The 23362-nt window shown below is 40.5% G+C and carries 22 protein-coding genes and 1 pseudogene; 10 read left to right on the forward strand and 13 right to left on the reverse strand.

The features are described from left to right. The first annotated feature begins 136 nt into the window (after positions 1–136). Both FTU17_RS09050 and FTU17_RS09055 read left to right on the forward strand, forming a co-directional pair. The gene (locus FTU17_RS09050) at positions 137–625 is read left to right on the forward strand and encodes a hypothetical protein (protein ID WP_180022130.1); all 489 of its coding nucleotides are present in this window, start codon (positions 137–139) and stop codon (positions 623–625) included. A gap of 25 nt (positions 626–650) precedes the next feature. Further along, positions 651–1502 (forward strand): hypothetical protein, encoded by an 852-nt coding sequence (locus FTU17_RS09055; protein WP_180022129.1) that lies wholly within the window; start codon positions 651–653, stop codon positions 1500–1502. A gap of 284 nt (positions 1503–1786) precedes the next feature. On the opposite strand, the gene rodA is transcribed toward FTU17_RS09055, so the two are convergent. From rodA to FTU17_RS09085, 6 genes are all read right to left on the reverse strand, one after another. Continuing rightward, positions 1787–2923, reverse strand: coding sequence for a rod shape-determining protein RodA (gene rodA / locus FTU17_RS09060; RefSeq protein WP_078193916.1), 1137 nt, complete (start codon positions 2921–2923; stop codon positions 1787–1789). An 85-nt stretch (positions 2924–3008) separates the two neighbouring features. Continuing rightward, positions 3009–3734 carry a 2-C-methyl-D-erythritol 4-phosphate cytidylyltransferase gene (gene ispD / locus FTU17_RS09065; protein WP_180135164.1) on the reverse strand — a complete coding sequence of 242 codons (726 nt, stop codon included), beginning with the start codon at positions 3732–3734 and terminating at the stop codon, positions 3009–3011. Beyond that, positions 3697–4089 (reverse strand): septum formation initiator family protein, encoded by a 393-nt coding sequence (locus FTU17_RS09070; RefSeq protein WP_078188520.1) that lies wholly within the window; start codon positions 4087–4089, stop codon positions 3697–3699. The genes ispD and FTU17_RS09070 overlap by 38 nt, the downstream gene beginning before the upstream one ends. A 16-nt stretch (positions 4090–4105) precedes the next feature. Next, a complete protein-coding gene (gene eno / locus FTU17_RS09075) occupies positions 4106–5395 on the reverse strand; it encodes a phosphopyruvate hydratase (RefSeq protein ID WP_180040999.1) in 1290 nt (429 codons plus the stop codon). Between the two features lie 64 nt (positions 5396–5459). Continuing rightward, positions 5460–6317 (reverse strand): 3-deoxy-8-phosphooctulonate synthase, encoded by an 858-nt coding sequence (kdsA, locus tag FTU17_RS09080; protein WP_078188522.1) that lies wholly within the window; start codon positions 6315–6317, stop codon positions 5460–5462. Between the two features lie 31 nt (positions 6318–6348). Then, positions 6349–7989: a CTP synthase gene (locus FTU17_RS09085; RefSeq protein WP_180026261.1), complete on the reverse strand. Its 1641-nt coding sequence runs from the start codon at positions 7987–7989 to the stop codon at positions 6349–6351. A gap of 229 nt (positions 7990–8218) precedes the next feature. Here FTU17_RS09085 and FTU17_RS09090 point away from each other — a divergent pair, with 229 nt between their 5' ends. Beyond that, positions 8219–8632, forward strand: coding sequence for an internalin (locus tag FTU17_RS09090; RefSeq protein WP_180041001.1), 414 nt, complete (start codon positions 8219–8221; stop codon positions 8630–8632). Positions 8633–8744: 112 nt separating this feature from the next. On the opposite strand, the gene FTU17_RS09095 is transcribed toward FTU17_RS09090, so the two are convergent. Next, positions 8745–9629 carry a LysR family transcriptional regulator gene (locus FTU17_RS09095; protein ID WP_180041020.1) on the reverse strand — a complete coding sequence of 295 codons (885 nt, stop codon included), beginning with the start codon at positions 9627–9629 and terminating at the stop codon, positions 8745–8747. Positions 9630–9739: 110 nt separating this feature from the next. Here FTU17_RS09095 and dkgB point away from each other — a divergent pair, with 110 nt between their 5' ends. Both dkgB and FTU17_RS09105 read left to right on the forward strand, forming a co-directional pair. After that, entirely contained in the window at positions 9740–10546 is an 807-nt protein-coding gene (gene dkgB / locus FTU17_RS09100) for a 2,5-didehydrogluconate reductase DkgB (protein ID WP_180135166.1), read from the forward strand. Between the two features lies 1 nt (position 10547). After that, a complete protein-coding gene (locus FTU17_RS09105; RefSeq protein WP_180041003.1) occupies positions 10548–11723 on the forward strand; it encodes an MFS transporter in 1176 nt (391 codons plus the stop codon). 38 nt (positions 11724–11761) lie between these two features. On the opposite strand, the gene FTU17_RS09110 is transcribed toward FTU17_RS09105, so the two are convergent. From FTU17_RS09110 to FTU17_RS09120, 3 genes are all read right to left on the reverse strand, one after another. After that, positions 11762–12853, reverse strand: coding sequence for a YheT family hydrolase (locus tag FTU17_RS09110; RefSeq protein WP_180041005.1), 1092 nt, complete (start codon positions 12851–12853; stop codon positions 11762–11764). Between the two features lie 203 nt (positions 12854–13056). Then, positions 13057–13461, reverse strand: coding sequence for a nuclear transport factor 2 family protein (locus FTU17_RS09115; protein WP_180135168.1), 405 nt, complete (start codon positions 13459–13461; stop codon positions 13057–13059). A 123-nt stretch (positions 13462–13584) separates the two neighbouring features. Further along, positions 13585–15609 (reverse strand): NADPH-dependent 2,4-dienoyl-CoA reductase, encoded by a 2025-nt coding sequence (locus tag FTU17_RS09120; protein ID WP_180135170.1) that lies wholly within the window; start codon positions 15607–15609, stop codon positions 13585–13587. 181 nt (positions 15610–15790) lie between these two features. Between FTU17_RS09120 and FTU17_RS09125 the strand changes: the two genes are divergently transcribed. Both FTU17_RS09125 and FTU17_RS09130 read left to right on the forward strand, forming a co-directional pair. Beyond that, the gene (locus FTU17_RS09125) at positions 15791–16330 is read left to right on the forward strand and encodes a PadR family transcriptional regulator (RefSeq protein WP_180049622.1); all 540 of its coding nucleotides are present in this window, start codon (positions 15791–15793) and stop codon (positions 16328–16330) included. 25 nt (positions 16331–16355) lie between these two features. Beyond that, positions 16356–17264, forward strand: coding sequence for an alpha/beta fold hydrolase (locus tag FTU17_RS09130; RefSeq protein ID WP_180135172.1), 909 nt, complete (start codon positions 16356–16358; stop codon positions 17262–17264). Positions 17265–17397: 133 nt separating this feature from the next. On the opposite strand, the gene FTU17_RS09135 is transcribed toward FTU17_RS09130, so the two are convergent. Next, on the reverse strand, positions 17398–18309 hold the full coding sequence (locus FTU17_RS09135; RefSeq protein ID WP_078188530.1) for a LysR family transcriptional regulator: 912 nt from the start codon (positions 18307–18309) through the stop codon (positions 17398–17400). Between the two features lie 279 nt (positions 18310–18588). Here FTU17_RS09135 and FTU17_RS09140 point away from each other — a divergent pair, with 279 nt between their 5' ends. Then, on the forward strand, positions 18589–19503 hold the full coding sequence (locus tag FTU17_RS09140) for a LysR substrate-binding domain-containing protein (protein ID WP_180011275.1): 915 nt from the start codon (positions 18589–18591) through the stop codon (positions 19501–19503). A 320-nt stretch (positions 19504–19823) separates the two neighbouring features. On the opposite strand, the gene map is transcribed toward FTU17_RS09140, so the two are convergent. After that, entirely contained in the window at positions 19824–20618 is a 795-nt protein-coding gene (gene map, locus FTU17_RS09145; protein ID WP_180118528.1) for a type I methionyl aminopeptidase, read from the reverse strand. A gap of 349 nt (positions 20619–20967) precedes the next feature. On the opposite strand from map, the gene brnQ reads away from it, so the two are divergent. After that, on the forward strand, positions 20968–22260 hold the full coding sequence (gene brnQ, locus FTU17_RS09150) for a branched-chain amino acid transport system II carrier protein (RefSeq protein WP_180105528.1): 1293 nt from the start codon (positions 20968–20970) through the stop codon (positions 22258–22260). 559 nt (positions 22261–22819) lie between these two features. After that, positions 22820–23056 carry a hypothetical protein gene (locus FTU17_RS09155; protein ID WP_078188534.1) on the forward strand — a complete coding sequence of 79 codons (237 nt, stop codon included), beginning with the start codon at positions 22820–22822 and terminating at the stop codon, positions 23054–23056. 211 nt (positions 23057–23267) lie between these two features. On the opposite strand, the pseudogene FTU17_RS09160 reads toward FTU17_RS09155, so the two are convergent. After that, positions 23268–23362: pseudogene (locus FTU17_RS09160) on the reverse strand (IS1595 family transposase); the annotation flags it as partial.

The raw sequence follows: 23362 nt of genomic DNA on the forward strand, positions 1-23362 counted from the left end.
AATAAAACAAAATATTATAAATTTTTATTAAAAATTAAACATTTTCTAACATTTGATTATACATATTAGCGCCCGCAAAGTTGCATCGCCGCTGCATGGCCTTTAGCATGCTCTGCACCTGAATTGGAGTTATATAATGAAAACTAAAACCTTTTTAGCTGCAGCATGCATTATTGCCAGTACTTACGCATCTGCAGAAGAAGCAAAAAAAGGATGGCTGTCAAAAGCTATTGATAAATGGAATACCTTGGGGCAGCTGACAGATAAGGATTTTGAACAGTATCCGACGGTGCAGGAATTTTTCCAAGCCAAGTATAAAAATCCGCGCACCATCACCATGAATAACGTATCTTACGGTGCAGGCACCATTATGTGGGAACGCGCAAACACCTATTGTGCGCGTGACGGCGGTGAATTTGTACAAATTAAAAGCCATCCATCACCGCTGATTCCTTATAAAGGCTCTGAGGTGCTGTCTACACCGAATCTGCAAAAATACTACGGCTTATTCCAGTGCAAAAATATCAAAAACAGCTGGAAAGTTTACTTTGACCATCAGAACGAGCGTATTTTCCAGCATCCGTCTCCAAACACGGCTTCTGACGTCAGCTTCAATTTCGAATAATCGTTATCTATAGAAAAAACAAAATATGCAAAAAACATTATTGTTTCTTGCCGCAGCAGCCGGGCTATCCGGCTGCCAAGTCACAGGGGAACGCGGCAGCCTCTATCAAAATGTGCTAGGCGGCTTCGGGCCTAAAACCCAGCATATCCAGCTCAATCCAGAACTGAACAGTTTTTCCCTGACAGTACCGCTCTCGGCTTATAATGAATTGGATTTAAACAAAGGGCTGATCAGCAATGCCCCGTTCTTTAACCAGTTAAAACAAGACCGTTACTGGAGTGTGCATCATATTTATGACGCGCAATTCCGGCGCCTGGCGCAAGACCGGGTTAAAATAAAAGTCTGCAATACGGTCAGCGCTGATCACCGCCGCAGCGCCAACGACTCCAGTTCCTGCGCAGATATACAGATGCGCGTCGCATACGACAGGCTGAGTGATGGCGTACGCATGACCTTCAAGCCTATTACGGCCGATATCAGCACAGAAGACTTCGGCTTCTTTATCAAAAACGCAGCGCCGGAATTATTTAAAAATGCCGAGCAGCTGAACACTGCAACCCTGATTAAAACCTTCGGCTATGAAGATGCGCTGACAGTCAGCAGCAAACGCACGATTTCCAGCCTCAGCAATGTGCTAGTAAAAAATGGCTATACCGTTACTACTCAGGATATTGCCAATGAAAAAATTTACTTAAGCTCATTTGAGCTTAAATCGGCTGACGCGAAGGTCTTTTCCATCTTGAACTGCCGCACCGCTGCCGCCAAAAACGGTTCCAGCACCAGCTGCAAATATGCCCTGTTCAGCCCCTATGCCATCAGCGACTATCGAATTTACAACAAAGAAATAGCCAGAAAAATCAATCAGTTATTCAACTAAACCCAAAGCCGGCATGAAGCCGGCTGTTTTTATCCGCTTAGCCGGCGCCTGCCCAGATACTGACAGATTATACTTGCGGGCGCTTATGAGCGCTGGCCGGCCAGTCCGCCATAGCTTAAACAACTACAACCAAGGCATTCGACCTGCCAATCATCTGCACAGAAACATTGATTTACGGCCTGACGGACTGCTCAATACATTCTGCTACAGCATTTTCCCGTACGTCCAGCGCATAAAAAAAGCCGGACATTGGTCCGGCTTGATTATTCCGTTTACATTAATGCTTAGCGATGCGTATGAATCGACATCACAATCCCCATCCCTGCGAGCATCGCAATTACAGCTGTACCACCATAACTCATCAACGGTAGTGGATCACCTGTTACCGGTAAAATCCCACTGACCATACCCGAGTTTAAAAATACAAAAAAGAAGAAAGTTAATCCTATCGCTCCTGCATAGAGTCGTCCAAAATTATGGAAGCAATTTAGTCCAATAATCAAACAGCGAACAATAATTGCTGTAAACAAACTAAATAAAAGAAATACACCAATAAAGCCAAACTCTTCAGCATAGGTCGACATAATAAAGTCAGTATGATGCTCTGGCAGATAGCCCAAGTGCGACTGCGTCCCTTCGGTATAACCCTTACCCATTAAACCACCTGATCCAATGGCAATTTTAGATTGAATAATGTTCCAACCTGCACCAAGCGCGTCAGATTCAGGGTCAAATAACGTCAGTACACGTTTTTTCTGATATTCCTGTAAAAAAAACATCCAAAGTACAGGTGCTGCAATTGCAAAGGCGGTTAAAGCACCTGCAATTAAACGCCAAGACATACCACTTAAAAATAAAACAAAAATACCCGGAATAATCAAACCGATATTCAAGTCAGGCTGTAAAGCGACCAATGCAAATGGAATCAATAATAAAATTAATGCACCGACAATTTGTAAAAATTTCGGTGGAAAAGGTTTTCGCGCAAAATACCACGCCATCATGAGTGGCATGGCAAATTTCATAAACTCACTCGGCTGCATACTGCCGATACCCGGCAAGCTAATCCAGCGTTTCGCCCCCATCCTTTTTTCACCAATGACCAGAACCAACAACAGTAAAAATATACCGATGGCATATAAGTACGGACTCATAGATTGGTAAACTTTGGGTGGAATTTGCGCGCAGATCAGCATCACAATAAAGCCCACACCAAAACTTGTGGCTTGACGTAGTACCATTCCCGAATCTTCCGCGGTCGCACTATAGACAACCATCAGCCCCAATATTGCATTGAGTACCAAGAAGCAAAGTAACCACGGGTCTAAATGAAGTTTAGCCCATCGAGAAGAATCGTGTTTTATACTGCGGCCATCGCGTAATGACTGACGTAAAAAACGATACTGTTGAGAAGGGATCATTGCGAAATAGATCTAAAAAGGATGCGGGAATTATAGATTAAAGCGACAGTAAAAATCACTGTCCCTTAAATATTCCTTGAAATAATCATCTATTAACTTGAGACGCTAAAATTAAACGTGCCAATTCCAAGTCATCAGGATAGGTAATTTTAATATTGTCCGAACGACCTTGCACGACATTAACTTGCTCACCGACAAATTCTAAGGCACTTGCTTCATCTGTGATGGTCGCACCAGCGGCAAGCGCTTGTTCAATGGCATTTTTAAGTACACCCAATTTGGCAATTTGTGGTGTCTGCGCTTGCCATAAAGTTGAACGATCTACCGTTGTTGATATAAGTGGTGCTGTTTCAACTCGTTTTAAGGTATCGCGTACGGGAATTGCGAGAATCGCACTTTGCTCCGAATCGACTGCCGATTGAACTAAATCTTCTAGACTCAACTGCGAGACACATGGTCGTGCTGCATCATGAACAAATACCCAATCATCATCATTGGCAATCCTAGATAGATATTGCAATGCATTGAGTACAGAATGCACACGCTCTGCACCGCCTAAACAAAAATGTGCCTTATCTTGATTTGCTAGTGCCAAAGTCTGAGCAATATTATCTTGCTCGCCTATAGCCAATACATAACCCATCAACGGCAATTGGTTGAGACGTGCAACTGTGTGTTCAAGCACAGTTAGACCCGCAATGTTTTGATATTGTTTTAGTTCAGTTTTAGAAAATCGACTTCCTGAACCAGCAGCAGGAATAATGGCCCACAATTTAAGGTTCGGGTGGAAGTTCGGCGGGTTCTGACTCATTGGTACGTAGGTCTACTTTTGCGTTTGGATCAATATAAATTGGTTTGTACTGAGTACTGATCGTACTCATCTGTACGAAAGTTTCATGCGGTTTAATTAAACCTAAATCTAGACGAGCATGCTCTTCAATAGCTTCAACGCCATTTTTTAAATCGTATACCTCAGCGGCAAGCACACGATTTCGTTCTTTTAATTCGTCATTGAGTTCGACTTGTTGTTGTATTTTCTGACTCAGTTGTTGATGTTGATGATAACCACCTTCACCGAACCAGTATAAATATTGAAACCCTGCGATCAAAAAGATCGCAAGGCCCAACAATGCTTTACTCGCTTTGGAGTCAAATACATTTAACATAGATAGCATGATCTGCTTAGTTCAAACCTTTGAACTCAGCTTTACCGCGATATGCAGCATTAGTCAATTCTTCAATACGAAGTAATTGGTTATATTTCGCTACACGGTCAGAACGGCAAAGTGAACCAGTTTTGATTTGACCCGCTGCTGTACCTACTGCAAGATCCGCAATTGTAGAATCTTCAGTTTCACCAGAACGGTGTGAAATTACTGTAGTGTAACCATTTGCTTTCGCAAGGTAGATTGCATCTAGAGTTTCAGTCAACGTACCGATTTGGTTGTACTTGATCAGGATCGAGTTACCCACTTTTTCGTTGATACCACGTTGAAGAATCTTAGGATTCGTAACGAATAGGTCATCACCAACCAATTGGATTTTGTCGCCAAGGATTGAAGTGAGGTAAGACCAACCTTCCCAATCAGACTCGTCCAAACCATCTTCAATTGAGATGATTGGGTATTGTTTCGCAAAACCAGCAAGGTAGTCAGCAAATTGGTTGCTTGTGAATGCTTTATTACCTTCACCTGCAAGGATGTATTGACCATCTTTGTAGAATTCTGAAGATGCACAGTCAAGCGCAAGCATAATGTCTGAACCTGCTTTGTAGCCAGTTTTTTCAATTGCTTCAAGAATTACTGTAATTGCTTCTTCGTTAGAACGTAAGTTTGGCGCAAAACCACCTTCATCACCCACTGCTGTGTTTAAACCTTTTTGATTCAATACAGATTTTAATGAGTGGAAAATTTCAGCACCAGCGCGTAAAGCTTCAGAGAATGAAGTGAAGCCAACTGGCTCGATCATAAATTCTTGAATGTCTACGTTGTTGTCTGCATGTGAACCACCATTTAGGATGTTCATCATTGGAACAGGCATAGTCAAAATGCTGTTATTACGAAGGTCTGCGATGTATTGGAAAAGTGGAATTTTCTTTTCGTCAGCAGCAGCGCGTGCAGCAGCTAGCGATACCGCTAAAGTTGCGTTCGCACCTAATTTTTCTTTGTTTTCAGTACCGTCAAGCGCGATCATTGTGTTATCAATGTCTTTTTGTTCGAATACTGATTTACCCAACAATGCATCACGAATTACTGTGTTAACGTTGTTAACCGCAGTTTTAACGCCTTTACCTAAGTAACGAGCTTTGTCGCCGTCACGAAGTTCTAAAGCTTCACGAGAACCAGTTGAAGCACCAGATGGTGCACATGCACGGCCTACAACGCCAGAGGCTAAGGTTACGTCTGCTTCGATGGTAGGGTTACCACGAGAGTCCAAAATTTCACGTGCACGAATGTCAACGATTTGACTCATGAACAATTCCTCAGTTGATTAATAAAAATGATGCGTCAAAAGTGACGCATCAATGTGTATCGAATTAGTGTGTGTCTAACTTTGCGAAACCTTTAACTAAGGTATCGAGCTCTTTTAACTGTGCCAAGAAAGGTTCCAACTGTGACATGCGTAGCGCACATGGACCGTCACATTTGGCATTTTCTGGATCTGGATGAGCTTCTAAGAACAATCCTGCTAAACCAGTCGCCATACCTGCTCGTGCCAGTGTCGTGATTTGCGCACGACGACCACCTGCAGAATCCGCACGACCACCCGGCGTTTGAAGCGCATGCGTAACATCAAAGAACACAGGGACATTCATTTCTTTCATGATGTCAAAGCCCAACATGTCTACAACTAAATTATTGTAACCAAATGCTGAACCACGTTCACAAAGAATCAGTTTGTCATTCCCTGCTTCCAAACACTTATGCAAAATATGACGCATTTCGTGTGGTGCGAGGAACTGTGCTTTTTTAATGTTGATGATGGCATCAGTTTTCGCCATCGCTTCAACAAGGTCAGTTTGACGGCTTAAAAATGCAGGAAGCTGGATAATATCCGCAACTTCAGCAACAGGCGCAGCTTGATATGGTTCATGTACGTCAGTAATAATCGGCACATTAAAGTGTTTTTTTATGTCAGCTAACCACTCGATTCCTTTTTCCAGGCCTGGGCCACGGAAAGAGTTCAAGCTTGAACGATTGGCTTTATCAAAACTTGCTTTAAACACATACGGAATATCCAAGCGTTTGCAGATATCCACATAGGTTTCAGCAATTTCAAAAGCAAGGTCTTTTGACTCAAGTACGTTCATGCCGCCGAATAGTACAAATGGCAAATGATTTGCCATTTGTATATCGCCTAAACGTACAATTTCCTGTGGTTTTAATTGTGACATTTAAACTCTTCCTGGTTTAGTCAAAAACACATTATTTCGCTTTTTGGTACTGCTTTTTAGCAGCATCAATAAAGCCTGCGAATAATGGGTGTCCATCACGTGGTGAACTTGTAAATTCCGGATGGAATTGTACAGCAATAAACCAAGGATGTTCAGGAATTTCAACAGTTTCAACGAGACGCTGTACTGGAGAATAACCTGAAATCTTCATGCCTTTTTCTTCAAGCACTGGGATATAACGGTTGTTCATTTCATAACGGTGACGATGACGTTCAACGATCTCTTCAGAACCGTAAACTTGTGCAGTTTTTGTTCCCGCAACCAATTCAGATTTTTGAGCACCCAGACGCATTGTGCCGCCTAAGTCAGAATCTGCATTACGTTGTTGAACTTCGCCGCGCTCATCTAACCATTCAGTGATTAGACCAATCAATGGTGATTTTGTAGAACGGTTAAATTCAGTTGAAGTTGCATCACTAATACCCGCAACGTTGCGCGCATATTCGATCACAGCCAGCTGCATACCTAAACAGATGCCGAGGAACGGCACACCGTTTTCACGTGCAAAACGAATCGCTTTCATTTTGCCTTCTGTACCGCGCTCACCGAAACCGCCCGGAACTAAGATTGCATCCGCGTCTTTTAATACGTCGGTTACATCTTGGCTTTCAAGTTCTTCAGCATTGACGTAGTCGATTTGAACTTTCACACGGTTTTGAATACCCGCATGTAAAAGTGCTTCGTTTACAGATTTGTATGCATCTGGAAGTTCAACGTATTTACCAACCATCGCTACACGAACTGTGTATTCAGGGTTTAGTAATGCATCTACAACGTTATCCCAGTCTGTAAGATCAGCTTCTGGAAGATCGTTATAACCAAAACGTTCACAGATTAAATCATCAACGTTTTGTTCATAGAATGTACGTGGAATTTGGTAAATCGAACGCGCATCTTTACACACCACAACTGCACGTGCTTCAACGTTCGTAAATAACGCGATTTTACGTGTAGTATCAGCATCAACATCATGCTCTGTACGGCAGATCAGGATGTCTGGTTGAATACCAATCGACAAAAGCTCTTTTACAGAGTGTTGAGTTGGTTTAGTTTTTAATTCAGCAGCTGACTTAATGTATGGGAGTAAAGTTAAGTGCATTAACATTGTTCGCTTATGACCTAGTTCGACCATAAGTTGACGTACAGATTCCATGAATGGGAGAGATTCAATGTCACCTACTGTACCGCCGATCTCAACGATCGCAACGTCATAGCCTTCACCTGCGCGAAGAACACGTTCTTTAATATTGTCAGTAATATGTGGAATAACTTGAACTGTACCACCGAGGTAGTCACCACGACGTTCTTTATTCAAGACATCTTGGTACACTCGTCCTGAAGTAAAGTTGTTCAGTTTGGTCATTTTCGCACGACGCAAGAAACGTTCGTAATAACCCAAGTCTAAGTCAGTTTCAGCACCATCCTCTGTGACAAAAACTTCACCGTGTTGGAATGGACTCATAGTCCCTGGATCGACATTAATGTATGGATCCATTTTTACCATGGTTACTTTTAAACCACGGGCTTCTAAAAGCGCAGCCACTGATGCAGCTGAAATACCTTTACCTAGTGATGATACAACACCACCAGTAACGAAAATAAAATGGGTCATTAAGTTTCTCGTACAATGGAGCCTAAATTGGCCTACAATGTTGTGCGATTTTACTTTACTCTGTACCAAGAAAGCAAAGTCATTCCGCATCAATTCATAGAACAATTAACAATTGGCTATTGTAACAGCAATTATCATAAAAATTTAGAGTAAGTTCTTATCATTTCTATATTCTTATTTGCTGTTATAATGCATTTATCCAATCCACACTTTTTTGTTTTGTGTAATTATGAATAAGAAACTTTTAATCTGCGGTGCAATCGCAACAGGTCTACTTCTTACAGCATGTGTAAAAAAAGAAGCACCAAAAGAAGAAGAACAGGAACAGGTTGAAGTTGCAGCATCTGAACCAACAGCATCTGTACCTACACAATTAGAACCAGTTGAAGAACAACCCGTTGTTGAAGAAACGACTCAACAGCAAGTTGAAGTGATTCGTGAAGAAACACCGAATACAACAACTGAAATTCGTCGTGAACCTACTCCTCCTGCAGAAGCTCCAGCTCCAAAAGCAGAAGCACCTAAAGCTGCAGAAAAACCTGCACAAGCTGCTCAACCTAAACAAAACTCAGGTTCTGCACAGTCTGAAGATGACGCCGTAGCTGCTGCCATTGCTGCTGCAACACCAGCCTTAGAGAACTAAGATCGAAGTTTTATCAAACAAATGATCAAAAAAACCCGGCAAAAGTCGGGTTTTTTATTGTTTCTATGTAAATAAAAATCTGTACCCGACGATGCACTGTTTTTTCTCACAACTATTCTTGTAATTTTTCAGCTAAATATTCAATAAATAAACGAACACGTTTCGGTAAATGCTCTTGTTGATAATAGACAGCATGAATAAGCTGTTCATGCGGTTCAATTTGATCGTCTAAAAATTGTACCAATCGCCCTTCTGCAATATCTTTTTCTAACATAAAAATCGAAAGACAAGCGATGCCCATCCCATGAATCGCAAGCTCCCGTAGTGTTTCACCATTTGATGCCTTAATATTTGGTCGGATCGTCAAAGGTTTCCCTGCGACTTGGATCGGCCAAGTATTCATATGGGTAATTTGACTAAATCCAAGTAAAGCATGTGCAGTTAGCTCTTCAGCATTTTGCGGACGTCCATGCTGCTGAAGGTATTCAGGACTCGCCACCAAACACAGTCGACTCTTGTAAATAAGTTTTGCGTGCAAACTGGAGTCGTTTAATTTTCCAAAGCGAATTGCAACATCCGCTTTATGCTCTAATAAGTCAATCACTTGATCATGATTTACTAATTCAATCTGTATATGCGGATAACGTGCATTAAATTCTGGAATCAAGGGAACGATCATATGCAGAATAAAAGAAATTGCTGAATCGACTCGCACTAATCCCGAAGTATCTGCATCTAATTTCAGCAGAGAATCTTCCGCTTCGCTCAAATCATTCAATATCCGCCGTGTTTTTGCTAAAAACAATTGCCCCTCTTGCGTGAGCTTAATTTTGCGGGTAGTTCGTTCCAACAAGGTTACATTTAATTTAGATTCCAGACGCTGTAATGCGCGGCTGACACCAGATGCTGTTTGATCTAATCTTTCTGCTGCTTTGATAATAGAGCCACTATCTACAATAACAGTAAAAGCCTGAAGCTCCTCAATGGTCGATTTCATTGCATATTCGAATTCGTGATTTTTAATCAATAATATATCCCAAACTCATGCATTTTTCTTCAATAAAATTAGCAGCACAATAGCATCAACTCAAAAAAAGAGAATTCCTGATGATTGTTCCTCAATTTGGTGTCGGCACCTTCCGTTTGACAGGTGACACTGTCATTCATTCTGTTAAAACTGCCTTAGAAGTTGGATATCGTGCTGTAGACACCGCACAAATCTACGGTAATGAAGCAGAAGTAGGCCAAGCAATCGATGAAAGTCAGGTCAATCGAGCTGATATTTTCTTAACCACGAAAATTTGGACTGAAAATTATGCTGCCGACAAACTAATACCCAGTCTAAAAGACAGTTTAATTAAATTGAGGACTGATGCAGTTAACCTTACACTTATTCATTGGCCAGCACCTGCACTTGGAGTCGATATTCCTGAATTAATGGGACATTTACTTGAGGCAAAAAAACAAGGATTGACTGAGCATATTGGTGTATCTAATTTTAATATAGAGCTCACTCAACAAGCCATTGATCACATTGGGCTAGAAAATATTGCAACCAATCAAATTGAACTGAGTCCATATTTACAAAATCAAAACTTGGCCAATTATCTACAAGCGAACAATATAGATGTCACATCCTATATGACTTTGGCCTATGGCAAAGTTTTGCAAGACCCAACGCTGTTAAACATCGCGACCGAACACCAAGCTACTTCAGCTCAAATTGCACTCGCATGGGCACTGCAAAAAGGTTATGCCGTGATTCCATCTTCAACCAAACCTGAACATTTAATCAGTAATTTAAAAGCTCAAGACATTCATTTAACATCAGAACAGATGCAGGCCATTGCCACACTCGACAGAAATGCGCGTGAAGTGAACCCACCTGAACTTGCTCCAGTTTGGGATATTTAATATGAAATTCAATTTTCCATTAATTGCATTAGCCGTAGGTGCTTTTGCAATTGGCACAACAGAATTTTCACCGATGGGTTTTTTGCCTGAAATCGCAGCAGATTTATCGGTATCTATTCCTCAAGCGGGCTTACTGATTAGTGCCTATGCCGTTGGCGTCATGATTGGTGCCCCATTGATGACCTTATGGTTAGCACGTTTTCCAAAACGTACATCACTCATGTTATTAATGACAATTTTCACCCTTGGCAATCTGCTTGCCACAGTTGCGCCAGATTATTTAGGTTTAATGGCTGCGCGTTTAGTGACGAGTTTGAACCACGGCGCCTTTTTTGGCTTAGGCTCTGTCGTCGCAGCAAGTGTTGTTCCAAAAGATAAACAAGCCAGTGCCGTTGCTATGATGTTTATGGGCTTGACCATTGCCAATATTGGCGGCGTGCCACTCGCAACATGGGTGGGGCAAAATATCGGTTGGCGTATGTCTTTTGCGGCCATCACCTTACTTGGCATCATCACCATGTTGGCATTATGGAAAGCACTGCCCCATCGGCAACAGACCGAAAAACCTGATGTACGAGCAGAGTTAAAAGTATTAACACGCATGCCTGTTGTTTTAGCACTGCTCACCACGGTAATGAGTGCTGGAGCTATGTTCGCGCTCTATACCTATATCGCACCGAGCTTAAAAGTCTTTACCCATGCAAGCCCTGAACTTATCACTTTCATGTTGGTTTTAATCGGGATCGGATTTTCAATTGGTAACCATTTCGGTGGTAAGTTTGCAGATCAATCCTTAGATAAAACCTTGATTGGCTTTTTAGTCTTACTCATGCTGATGATGCTGTTATTTCCAATTTTAGCAACATCCACCATTGGCGCGGCGATTGCATTAATCATCTGGGGAGCAGCAGCCTTTGCCGTTGTACCACCTTTACAAATGCGTGTTATGACAGTCGCTCACGATGCACCAGGCCTCGCTTCTTCAGTGAATATTGGTGCATTTAATCTTGGAAATGCTTTGGGCGCTGTTGCAGGTGCCGCAGTGCTAAATCTTAACCTCAGCTATGCTGCAGTGTCTTATGCAGGCGCTACACTGAGCGCTATAGCGTTGATTTTAGTATTGATACAGATGAAGCTTAAACCTCAAACAACTGCATGTTGCCCACAAGCCGAGTAACACACACTTAAAATAGCCTACCCAAAGTAGGCTATTTTTTAGTTCGCATATAACTTTAAAAAATCTGCCATTAATTTGGTTGCCCATGAATGGGTTTCCACTAGACCTTCATAATAACCACAGTGACTGCCTTTTTTGGTGGTTACCACCACAACATTCGGCAAAGAGCGGATTAATTCTTTATAGGGCTCAAAGTTTTGAATGTGGCAAATAGGATCGTCTTCGGCATTTAAAATCATCAAAGGAATTTTAAGATTTTCAAATACATAAATTGGATTGGTAGATTTTGCATAACTTTCATAATCAGTAAAACCAGCCATTTGGAAATAAGCACGCTCAAACTGCGCCAAATTTTTACTTTTTAGTACTTCTATTAAAGATGGTGTTGTTGACCATGTTGCAGAATAGGGTTCTACAAATTTCTGAAAGAGCTTCTTGGTCATCATTTTACTGTAAAAAGGATGGACATTTTTAAAACCAAGTTCGGTGTCATAGCCCGGACATAAAGCAAAAGCCGCTTTAAGTGGTGTTTCCTCACCTTGTTCGCCTAAATAGCGGACCAATAGCCCCGTTCCTGCAGATGAACCGACGCCATACAAACACGATTCGGGAAATTTCTGCTGAATACAGGCAATCTGTTCACGTAAGTCATCTGTTGAACCAAATAAATTTATTTTGGCAACTGGCATAGGTAAATTGGCATGGCCACGTCTTAAACAGAGTGCAATGCGCCAACCTGTATATAGATGAAGATCCCGAACCACTTCTCGCATACTTTCAGGCGTTCCCGTAATCGTATGCATGAGCACCACAGTTGGCACATCCGCAGGTAAATCTAAACCCAACCATGCAATGGCTGTGATCCCTCCATCAGCCATGGTCAGTTGCTCTATAGCGTCGTATTTAAGCTTCACTTGGCGCTTTTTAATGACATCAAAATACAGTAAATGTGCATGAGTATTCGACAGCCAAGGCGTAGGACGATATTTTTCATGTAGTTGCTTTAACTTCCGCACCACATGTTTCATTTGCCCTTCAGGATGATAATAAAGCTGTGGTATTTCCGCACCGATGGCATGATCTACAAAATTTAAAAGAGCCAGACGCCCTTTATGCATCACATTATTCATTGACCTTACCTTCACCTCGCTTCGCACTACAGCAAATCATTTCAATCTTTTCACTTTGACCAACAAGGCCCATTAAACAAACGTATCTACAAAACCATATCTCACTAGCAATATTTGTTTACTTAAACCTCATAAGCAAAAAGCATGACAATATCCATCATGCTTTTTATCATTCTGTGATGAGCATTTAAAAATCAGCAGATTCAAGGCTGATATTGCATAATGCGCTCACCCATTTTCGCCGCCAATACTTCCAAGCCACTTTTCGGACGGAGCATGACTTCAAAATCAATCATCTGTCCTTGTTCATTAAACTGAATCATGTCGATCCCTTTTAATTTTTTCTCGCCAACATTGGCAGAAAACTCAAGCACCACATTTAAACCATCTTCTGAGTAAAACTCACGGTGATAGGTAAAATTTTCAAAAATTTGAATCACATTGGTCAAAATAAAAGTTACTACAGGCTTACCTGGATATGGGTTAAACGCGACAGGTGAACGAAACACCACATCCTCTGCCAAGAGTTCATTTAAAATATTCATATCCCGTGTGTCGAGCATTTCGTGCCAACGTGCAACAGATTTTTTTGTTATTTCAATAGTCATGTTTATGTCCTTTTTTTGTTGATGAATCATTTCCCTATCCTCAAACTCCTCTCAAAATGGAGAGGAAGCACGACAACTGCATATTAAATTGAATGTAGTTGTCGTGGTTAAGTATGAGGCTGATTAAATCACCGCAGCCAAATCTGCACCTTGACGAATGGCACGTTTAGCATCTAACTCACCAGCTTCTTTCGCACCACCAATCAAATGCACATTTTTCCCATCTGCTTGTAGCTGTTCATACATCGCGGTATAGGATTCCTGACCTGCACAAATCACCACATGATCAACATCTAAAATACGTGATTGACCATCAACGGTAATATGCAAACCTTGATCATCAATTTTGTCGTAGCTTGCACCCGCAATCATTTTCACATCGCGGTGTTTCAAACCTGTACGGTGAATCCAACCCGTGGTTTTACCTAAGCCAGCACCAACCGATTTAGCCTTACGTTGCAATAAATACACTTCACGCGGCGATTCTTCGACGTCTGGATGTTTCAAGCCACCGACTTGCGCATAAGTGGTATCAATACCCCATTCATCATAAAATTTCTCAGGATTGAGGCTACCGCTTTCACCTTCATGCGTTAAATATTCAGCCGTATCGAAACCAATACCGCCTGCACCAATGATTGCTACACGTTTGCCAACAGGTTGACGTTCACGTAATACCTGTAAATAGCTCAATACTTTTGGATGATCAATACCATCTATATCTAACTGACGCGGTGTTACACCCGTCGCCACCACGATGTCATCAAAATCAGACTGAGCTAATTCTTCATACGTTGCTGTATGGTTCAATACCAATTTAATCTGAGGCAATAGTTCTATTTTGCGTTTGAAATAACGCAGCGTTTCATAAAACTCTTCTTTACCAGGAATCGTTTTCGCGATATTGAACTGCCCACCAATTTGGCTCGATGCTTCAAAAATAGTTATGTTATGACCACGCTCTGCAGCATAAGTTGCAAAGCTTAAACCCGCAGGTCCCGCACCAATCACAGCAATATTTTTCACCTGTGCAGATTCTTTAAAAATCAGTTCAGTTTCATAGCAAGCTTGAGGGTTAACCAAACATGTTGCAATTTTCATCGAAAAAATATGATCTAGGCAGGCTTGGTTACAACCAATACAGGTATTAATTTCATCACTACGACCTTGTTCTGCTTTTTCCACAAAACGTGGGTCAGCCAGCATTGGACGTGCCATGGACACCATATCTGCATCACCCGAAGCAAGTACGTGCTCAGCCATTTCAGGGGTATTGATACGGTTTGAGGTGATTAAAGGAACATTCACTATACCTTTTAATTTCTTGGTCACCCATGTAAATGCAGCACGTGGCACTTTGGTTGCAATGGTCGGAATACGTGCTTCGTGCCAACCAATACCGGTATTGATAATGGTTGCACCGGCTTTTTCAATCGCTTTTGCAAGTTGCACAACTTCTTCGAAAGTCGAACCGCCTTCAACCAAATCCAACATAGAAAGACGGTAAATAATAATAAAATTTTCACCGACTAATTCACGCGTACGACGCACGATCTCAATTGGAAAACGAATCCGGTTTTCATAACTGCCACCCCATTCATCATCACGGTGGTTGGTACGTGCAGCAATAAACTCATTAATTAAATAACCTTCTGACCCCATGACCTCTACACCATCATAACCCGCTGTCTGTGCTAACTGAGCACATTTGGCAAAATCATTGATTGTGCGTTCGACGTCTGCTGTGCTTAAAGCTTGCGGTTTTACTGGGTTAATTGGTGCTTGAATAGATGAAGGTGCAACATTATTGGCCTGATACGAGTAACGACCTGTATGCAAAATCTGCATCGCAATTTTACCGCCAGCATCATGTACCGCCTGCGTAATCACTTTATGTTTTTCTGCTTCTTCTAAAGAGTCTAATTTTGAACCACCAGCAAATGTCACACCATCATCATTGGGAGAAATACCACCAGTTACAATCAGACCTACACCACCTTTCGCACGCTCAGCGTAAAAAGCTGCCATGCGTTCATAGCCACCCGGTGCTTCTTCAAGGCCGATATGCATAGAACCCATCAATACACGGTTCTTTAGCGTTGTAAAACCTAAATCTAGTGGTGCCAATAAATTTGGATAATTTGACATTTTTTCTCCTTAGCGTGCTGAAAAGCTGGCTATTTTTATCTTCACTTGTATACGAGCTTTCTCTTTTCATCTACGTATACAATATTTTTGCAACTTGTTGCACTAATTTATATGCGAGATTTGATTTTTATGCAACATGTTGCATAATAAAAAGTACAAAACTATTTTGACTGAGCCATATATGTCTTTAGCCCATGTTTTACTCACGAGCTTACTTGAAAAACCGAGTACAGGAATTGACCTTGCACGCCGTTTTGACCGCTCTATGGGCTTTTTTTGGAATGCAACACATCAGCAAATCTACCGTGAACTCAATGGCATGCTGCAAAAAGGCTGGATCAGCACCATTGAAGATGAGCACAGTACAACCCGTAAAAAAACCTACCAAGTTGAACAGCTTGGACGTGTTGAATTAGCCAATTGGATGGTTGAGCAAAGCCCTCCGGCTCAATTACGTGAAGAGTTGATGGTTCGTTTACGTGCAGAAGCTCAGCTGGGTACAAATGGCGTATTACCCGAATTAGAGCGCCATCTAGACATTCACAAAGAAAAACTAAAAGTGTACCAGTCTATTTTTGCAAAAGACTTTGCACATGCGCATGATGAAGACCGTACTTTGTACATTCATAAAATGATTTTACAGCTTGGGATAGATTTGGAAATCGGTTGGATCAAATGGCTCGAAACCATCATTCCACAGTTGCATAAATTTAATCGCTAAAACAAAAAAATAAATAGGAAGCCGCATGCCACACTATACAATGCCCGATCAGCAACAACTGTATGTTCGTGAATATGGTCAAGGAGAACCCATTCTGGTTTTATCGGGGCTGGGCATGCAAAGTTGGCAATGGCATCCTTTTCTATATCAACACCGAAAGCATTTTAAATTTATCATTCCAGACTGGCGTGGATTTGGCGGCTCTAAACTTTGTCAAATTCCAAATATGGACATCATTTCAAGCCATTGGCGAGATATTGACAGCTTAGTTTCCCAGCTCGGTTACGATAAAATCACGGTGATTGCCTACTCCATGGGGGCAACGACCACCATGCACGGTTTAAAATACGGTCAGTTTGCTGAAAAAATTAAACGTTATTTACACATCGATCAAACCCCTAAAATACGAGTAGATGCAGATTGGCAATATGGTTTATATGGCAAACGTCACACTGAGTTTTTAAGTATTTTAGAAGACATCTCGAAGGTACTTGCAATCAACCTCTCTGTGCCATTTGCACAGCAGATGAATAAACATGACCGTCAAGGTCTGGTCGACGCTTGGTTAAGGTTCATAGACTTACAAAATAGCAATCCTTATGCATTATCCGCTTTCCGTATTGCATACCAACAACCAACTTTACAGAAGCTGATGTTACCCTCACAAAGTGTGGCGTATTTATATTGGTATATTCAAAATTATTTGAACCATACTGAAGATTATCGTGAAGCCATTGCAGCACTCACCGCGCCAACAACTTTTTTCACAGGGGCAAAATCGATCCTCTATCCTGCTCAAGGTCAAAAAATTATTGCTGACAGCCTAGCCAATGCAGAGCAGATTATTTTTAAAAAATCGGGACACACGCCATTGCTCAGTGAACCGGTCAAATTCAGCAGTGAACTCACCAAGTTCTTAAAACAAGCGCTCTAATAAGACTGAATAAAAAAATAGGCTCAATACTTTTCAAGATTGAGCCTGTTTTTTATATACAGGATGGTTTTACTTAATAGGTAACTTAAAAATTAATTTCAAAATCAAATTGTTTTTAATGTTAAAACAAGTGTTAGAAAACTCGACGATCATATTCAATTGCTTCTAAGTCATACACTTGGTAAACACAGTCAAATAAAGGACGCGCCAATTCCCCTTCATCATCATTCCGCACGATCAAGTAAATTTGGCTAATGGCCGCACTATCCGATAATTTCACATAATTCACATGCCTAAACTGCATAATTTGTACAGATTCAGGAACAATACAAATGCCTTCGCCTGCGGCAACCATGCCTAGTGATTGCTGCAAATCTGCTTGAGTGTTAAAGCGTTTCGGCTCCATACCATATTCTAAAAACAACGACTTGATTAGCGTTGCATAACTTTGACCATCCGTTGCTGGATAGATAAAAATCTGCTCATCTTTGAGATTATTTAATGCAATCTGCTGCTGTGAAGATAAAGGATGGCTTGAATGCACCGCAACAATCAGAGGCTCTTCACGCAATAGCACACGTTTAACCGCCTGATCCGACACACGAACTCGGCTAAAACATGCATCAACCCGACCTTCTTTTAATGCCTGAATCTGATCAACTGCACTCAGTTCAATTAAATTTACATTTAAGTGTGGATATTGCTGGCGGAACAAATAAACGATTCGAGGTAATAAACCACAGAGTAAGGAACCGCCATACCCAATATTAATGGTACGTTCAGTAGCACTGGCCCGCTGCGTAATGAGCTTAATTTCTTCTGCATTGGAGAGTAATTTCACGGCTTGCTGATAAAAGAAACGGCCAATGGTGGTGGTTCTCAAAGGACGGCTGCCACGCTCAAAAAGCTGTGCCCCCAACTCTTCTTCTAAATTTTGAATTTGACGACTTAAAGGAGGTTGAGCAATAAATAGCTTTTCAGCAGCCTTCGTAAAACTCTGTTCTTCTACAACGGCGACAAAGTAACGTAAATGTCTTAATTCCATGACATTGTCCTTTAATGTCGAATTTCTTTCATAATGGTCTTTTATTTGAATATATCAGGACGACACTCAAATCACATCCTTCAAATTCGGTTATTTAAAAGATATATACACCACATTTATTGTTTGGTCATGCTAATGTGAAACGATTACAAGGTTAACCCGACTTTAGTCTTGGCAATTTTGCTCAACTTTCTCACATGAAAAACTACAAAACGTGATTGACTTCATGAAACAATTCAAGTTAATTAGCTAAATCGTTGCAAATATGGAATAAGAACAGTGCTGAGTGATCTAGATGATTTTTATTGTTTTGCCCAAGTGGTCGAACATGGTGGTTTTAGTGCAGCCGAACGTGCAACAGATATTCCAAAATCAAAACTGAGTCGTCGAGTCTATAACTTAGAAGAACGTTTAGGTGTCCGACTAATTCAGCGTAGCTCACGGCATTTTGCTGTTACAGATATTGGTATGAACATCTATCGTCATGCACAAGTCATGATGAATGCCGCTCAAGCCGCACACGATTTGGTTGATCATCTCAGCACACAGCCGCGCGGTTTAATTAAAGTCAGCTTACCGGTTTCCATCGCACAAAATGAAATGACCAAAATTTTGCCTGAATTTTTAAAACAATATCCAGAAATTAAAGTGCAAATGATGGTGACCAATCGCCGCGTAGATATCATTAATGAAGGCTTCGATCTTGCTCTACGTGTCCGTTCAAATCTAGATGACGACCCAAATTTAGTCATTCGTAAATTTGAAACGATTGAGCAGCACTTATTTGCCAGTCAGGCCTATCTGAATAAATTTGGTGAACTCAAACAGCCCGAAGACTTATCACAGCATCAAATCTTAAGTATGGCGGATGAGCATCTCGATCAACATATTATTGTGACCGATGCACAGCATCATCAGAAAAAAATTAAAGTCAACCCAACGGTAATGGGCTCTGACCTATCGATGTTAGCTGCACTAGCCTGCCAAGATTGTGGCGTGGTGTTATTACCCGACAGTATTGTGTCCGATCATGTGAAATCAGGTGCTTTGGTTCATGTATTACCTGAATGGAAAGCTGCACATGGTATTTTCCATGCTGTTTATCCATCTCGTCGTGGCTTATTACCGGCTGTACGTGTTTTCATTGATTATTTAGTTGAAAAACTCAGCCAACATGAACACGCTAAATTTTAGGCAAAAAAAAGCTTACCCATGTGATGGGTAAGCGAAAACTTAAAAACTAAGTAAAATCAGAAACTACAGCAGAATCTGTAATCATATTATATAAATAAAATACATCTTTATTAAATCGTTAATAGCTCTAACTGATTTTCAGAGTTATAAGCAAAACCTTATAAATTAAGCTATAGAGAAAACCTCTTAGTCTTAAAACCTATAACGCTCATACACACTACAACTTATTAGACTAAAGTCAAAAAATATACACTTGTACAATTTAATTTAACTTCAATCCTTTAGATACAGCAGATTCAGGATTAAATTCGCGATTTAGCTTAGATTGCAGGATATGCACCTGTACCTTCTGGCCATGGAGATAGCAACTCAAAACCACTATCGGTCACAACAACCATATGTTCCCACTGTGCCGATAAAGAACGGTCTGCAGTAATCACTGTCCAGCCGTCTTTTAATTCTTTAGTTCGCGCTTTACCGCTGTTGATCATCGGCTCAATGGTAAAGACCATGCCTTTTTTCAGAATGACACCTTGACCCGGTTGACCATAGTGTAAAACGCTTGGTTGCTCATGATAAACTTTACCAATCCCGTGACCACAGTATTCACGTACAATGCTGTAGCCTTCACGATGAGCAACTTGTTGAATGGCATAGCCTACATCCCCCAAAGTTGCTCCCGGTTTAACTGCATGAATCCCTGCAACCATCGCTTCGTAGGTAGTTTCCACTAACTTTTTAGCCGCAGGCGAAACCTCACCCACATAGTACATACGACTGGTATCACCAAAATAACCATCTTTAATGATGGCAACATCAATATTGATAATGTCACCATCTTTCAATACAGTTTCTTTCGAAGGAATACCATGACAAACCACTTCATTCGGTGAAATACAGGTGGTTTTGGTATAGCCATAGTAGCCAACGTTGGCAGGAATCACTTTAAGTGTGTTGACGATAAAATCATTACAGATATCGTCTAGATATTCAGTGGTCACGCCCGGCTTGACATACTCCCCGATCATCTCTAAAACCTGAGCAGCTAAACGACCTGAAATGCGTAATTTTTCAATATCTTGCTCGGTTTTAATCGTGATTTTGGAAGCTTTCATCTGAATATCCTCAAATTTGAATACACCGAATTATAGACCTTTTAGATTTTTTTTGTTTTATTCAGCCAATATTTCTGCATTTATTCGGCTTATAGCATCCTATTTAGTGCTGAAAATTAGAACAATTGATTTATATCTGATAAATCTTAATCGCTAAACATATTTCTATAAAAAATTTATATACAATAAATTTCTTTTATTTATCATAAATATAAATAAAACATTATTTTATCTGTCAATATATTCATGATTCGTATTATAAAAACTATCTATACGATTTATAAATTTTGCTCCAAAAACGAGCTTAATTGCACTAAAATTGCCTTTTTTCACAGTTCATCTCCCCTTTATGACAAGTCTTCGTACACGGGATATTGTTGCCTTAGGTTTTATGACCTTCGCACTGTTTATTGGTGCAGGCAACATTATTTTCCCACCAATTGTCGCACAGCAAGCGGGTGAACATGTTTGGTTAGCTGCATTTGGTTTCTTAATCACCGCAGTTGGTCTACCTGTCATCACGATTATTGCTTTGTCGCGTGTTGAAGGTTCTATTCAAGTTTTAAGTTCACCTTTGGGTAAAGCAGCCAGCATTATCCTTACTGTCGCGTGTTACTTAGCTGTTGGACCTTTATTTGCAACACCTCGTACAGCTACCGTTTCTTATGAAATTGGTTTCTCTTCTTATTTTGGTAACGGCGCAAACAGTCTGCTAATTTATAGCGTGATTTATTTTGCATTAGTGACCATTGTTTCACTTTATCCAAACAAAATTTTGGATACTGTGGGTTATTTCCTTTCACCACTCAAGATCTTAGGTCTCATTGTACTGGGTATCTCTGCGTTCTTTATCCCTGCCGGTGTGATTCCACCTGCTATTGGTAATTACGTGGCTGCACCAGTTTCAGAAGGTGTGGTCAATGGTTATTTAACCATGGATACTTTAGGCGCTTTAGTTTTTGGTATCGTGATCGTAAAAGCCATTACTTCACGCGGTGTAACGGATAGTAAGCTCGTCACTAAGTATGCTGTCATTGCCAGTATTATTTCTGGTATTGGACTTACACTGGTTTATATCAGCTTGTTCAAACTCGGTATGGGCAGCCATGATATTGCTCCAAATGCAACAAATGGTGCAGTGATCCTGCATGCATATGTACAACATGCTTTTGGTGATATGGGCGCTTATTTCCTATCTGCAATGATCTTTGTTGCATGTATGGTGACCGCGATTGGCTTGACCTGCGCATGTGCTGAATATTTCTCAGAATTGACTAAAATTCCATACAAAGTTTTTGTGTTCATTTTAGTTGGTTTCTCACTGCTGATTTCAAACTTAGGTTTAACCAAACTCATTGCAGTTTCAGTGCCTGTTTTAAGTGCGATTTATCCACCTGCGATTGCAGTTATCCTACTGAGCTTCTGCTCTAAATGGTTTATTTCACCATCACGAGTTATTGCTTCTGTTACCGCATGTGCGTTTATTTTCGGTATTTTTGATGGTTTAAAAGTGGCTGGTTTCGAAGATGCACTTCCAAGCTTTATTGCCAATCTACCACTTGCTCAACAAAATTTAGCATGGCTGATCCCTTCTGTGATTGTGCTGATTATTGCTGCTGTAATTGATAAAGTTAAAAAATAACCTTTTTTGACTTGTCTAAAATCGGAGTTTTACCCGAATGACGATTTTACCTGCGACCAATAATTGTCGAGTTTTACCCAAACTGACTTTTATTTGTCCTACTACAGCGCAATAACCCTAAGTCATTGAACTTTTTTAATAAAGTTTTATTTTCATGATGAGAAAAAAATCCAGCCCTTTGGCTACAAAATATAATAATAGTTAAAATACAAATACTTTCTGCAAAATACACCGTACACAAACTCCATGATTAAGCCCGATTCAGACTGTAAGCTAGGCGGTTTCGTGTCATAAAGCCGATATACCCGTGTTGGTATATATATTGCTTATTCATACATAGATATTATGCATCGACCATTTTACTCACCAGTCAACACCTTTAGATTCATAATATTTAGTATATGAATAAAATGATTATTCTTATACGATGATCTAACATAGTTTTATGACAAAATAATGACATTTGCTATTGAAATACTTCTAGTTTCGAAGTACAACAGTAGTTCAAACCTGACCAAAATCATGGGTTTTGGCTAAACAACAACAAGGAGGGGTGGAGATGTTATCAGTACATTTCAAAAAGCAATTCTTCATTAACGCTCTGAAGGCAAATAAGAACATGGTGACCTATACAAGCACCACTATTGCTCTCATGCTGACACTACTTATTCAAGGCTTAATACAAGGAAATTTAAGACCTGAATATTTTGCTTATGCGCTTATTGTCTCTGTAGCCTTTTATTTATGGGCAGTCATTGACCACAAATATCGAAAGCAAAAATCAACAGAATTTTAAGTTAGAAGATGGATGAGGCATCATCCATCTTGAAAAAAGAAAAGATGCCAACCCCCCACCTTCTCGTTCATTCAATCCATTTAAAAAAACAATACAAATAATTCCTAAAATAACCAGAAAATCATCAGCCTTTTCTCATAAATTTTCAATTCTGCAGAACTTAAAATTTTGTTTATATAAAGGCTCTAGACTAGCAGATTTGCACTTAGTTTTACCTAATGAGGTCCCACAACTCTGTTGCTAGCTCATTAGGCTCCCTCATCCAACGCCATTCTGTTTCTTTAAGATGATAATCAAAATACTCTT

Source organism: Acinetobacter sp. YH12070 (assembly GCF_013419625.1).
Lineage (GTDB): Bacteria > Pseudomonadota > Gammaproteobacteria > Pseudomonadales > Moraxellaceae > Acinetobacter > Acinetobacter amyesii.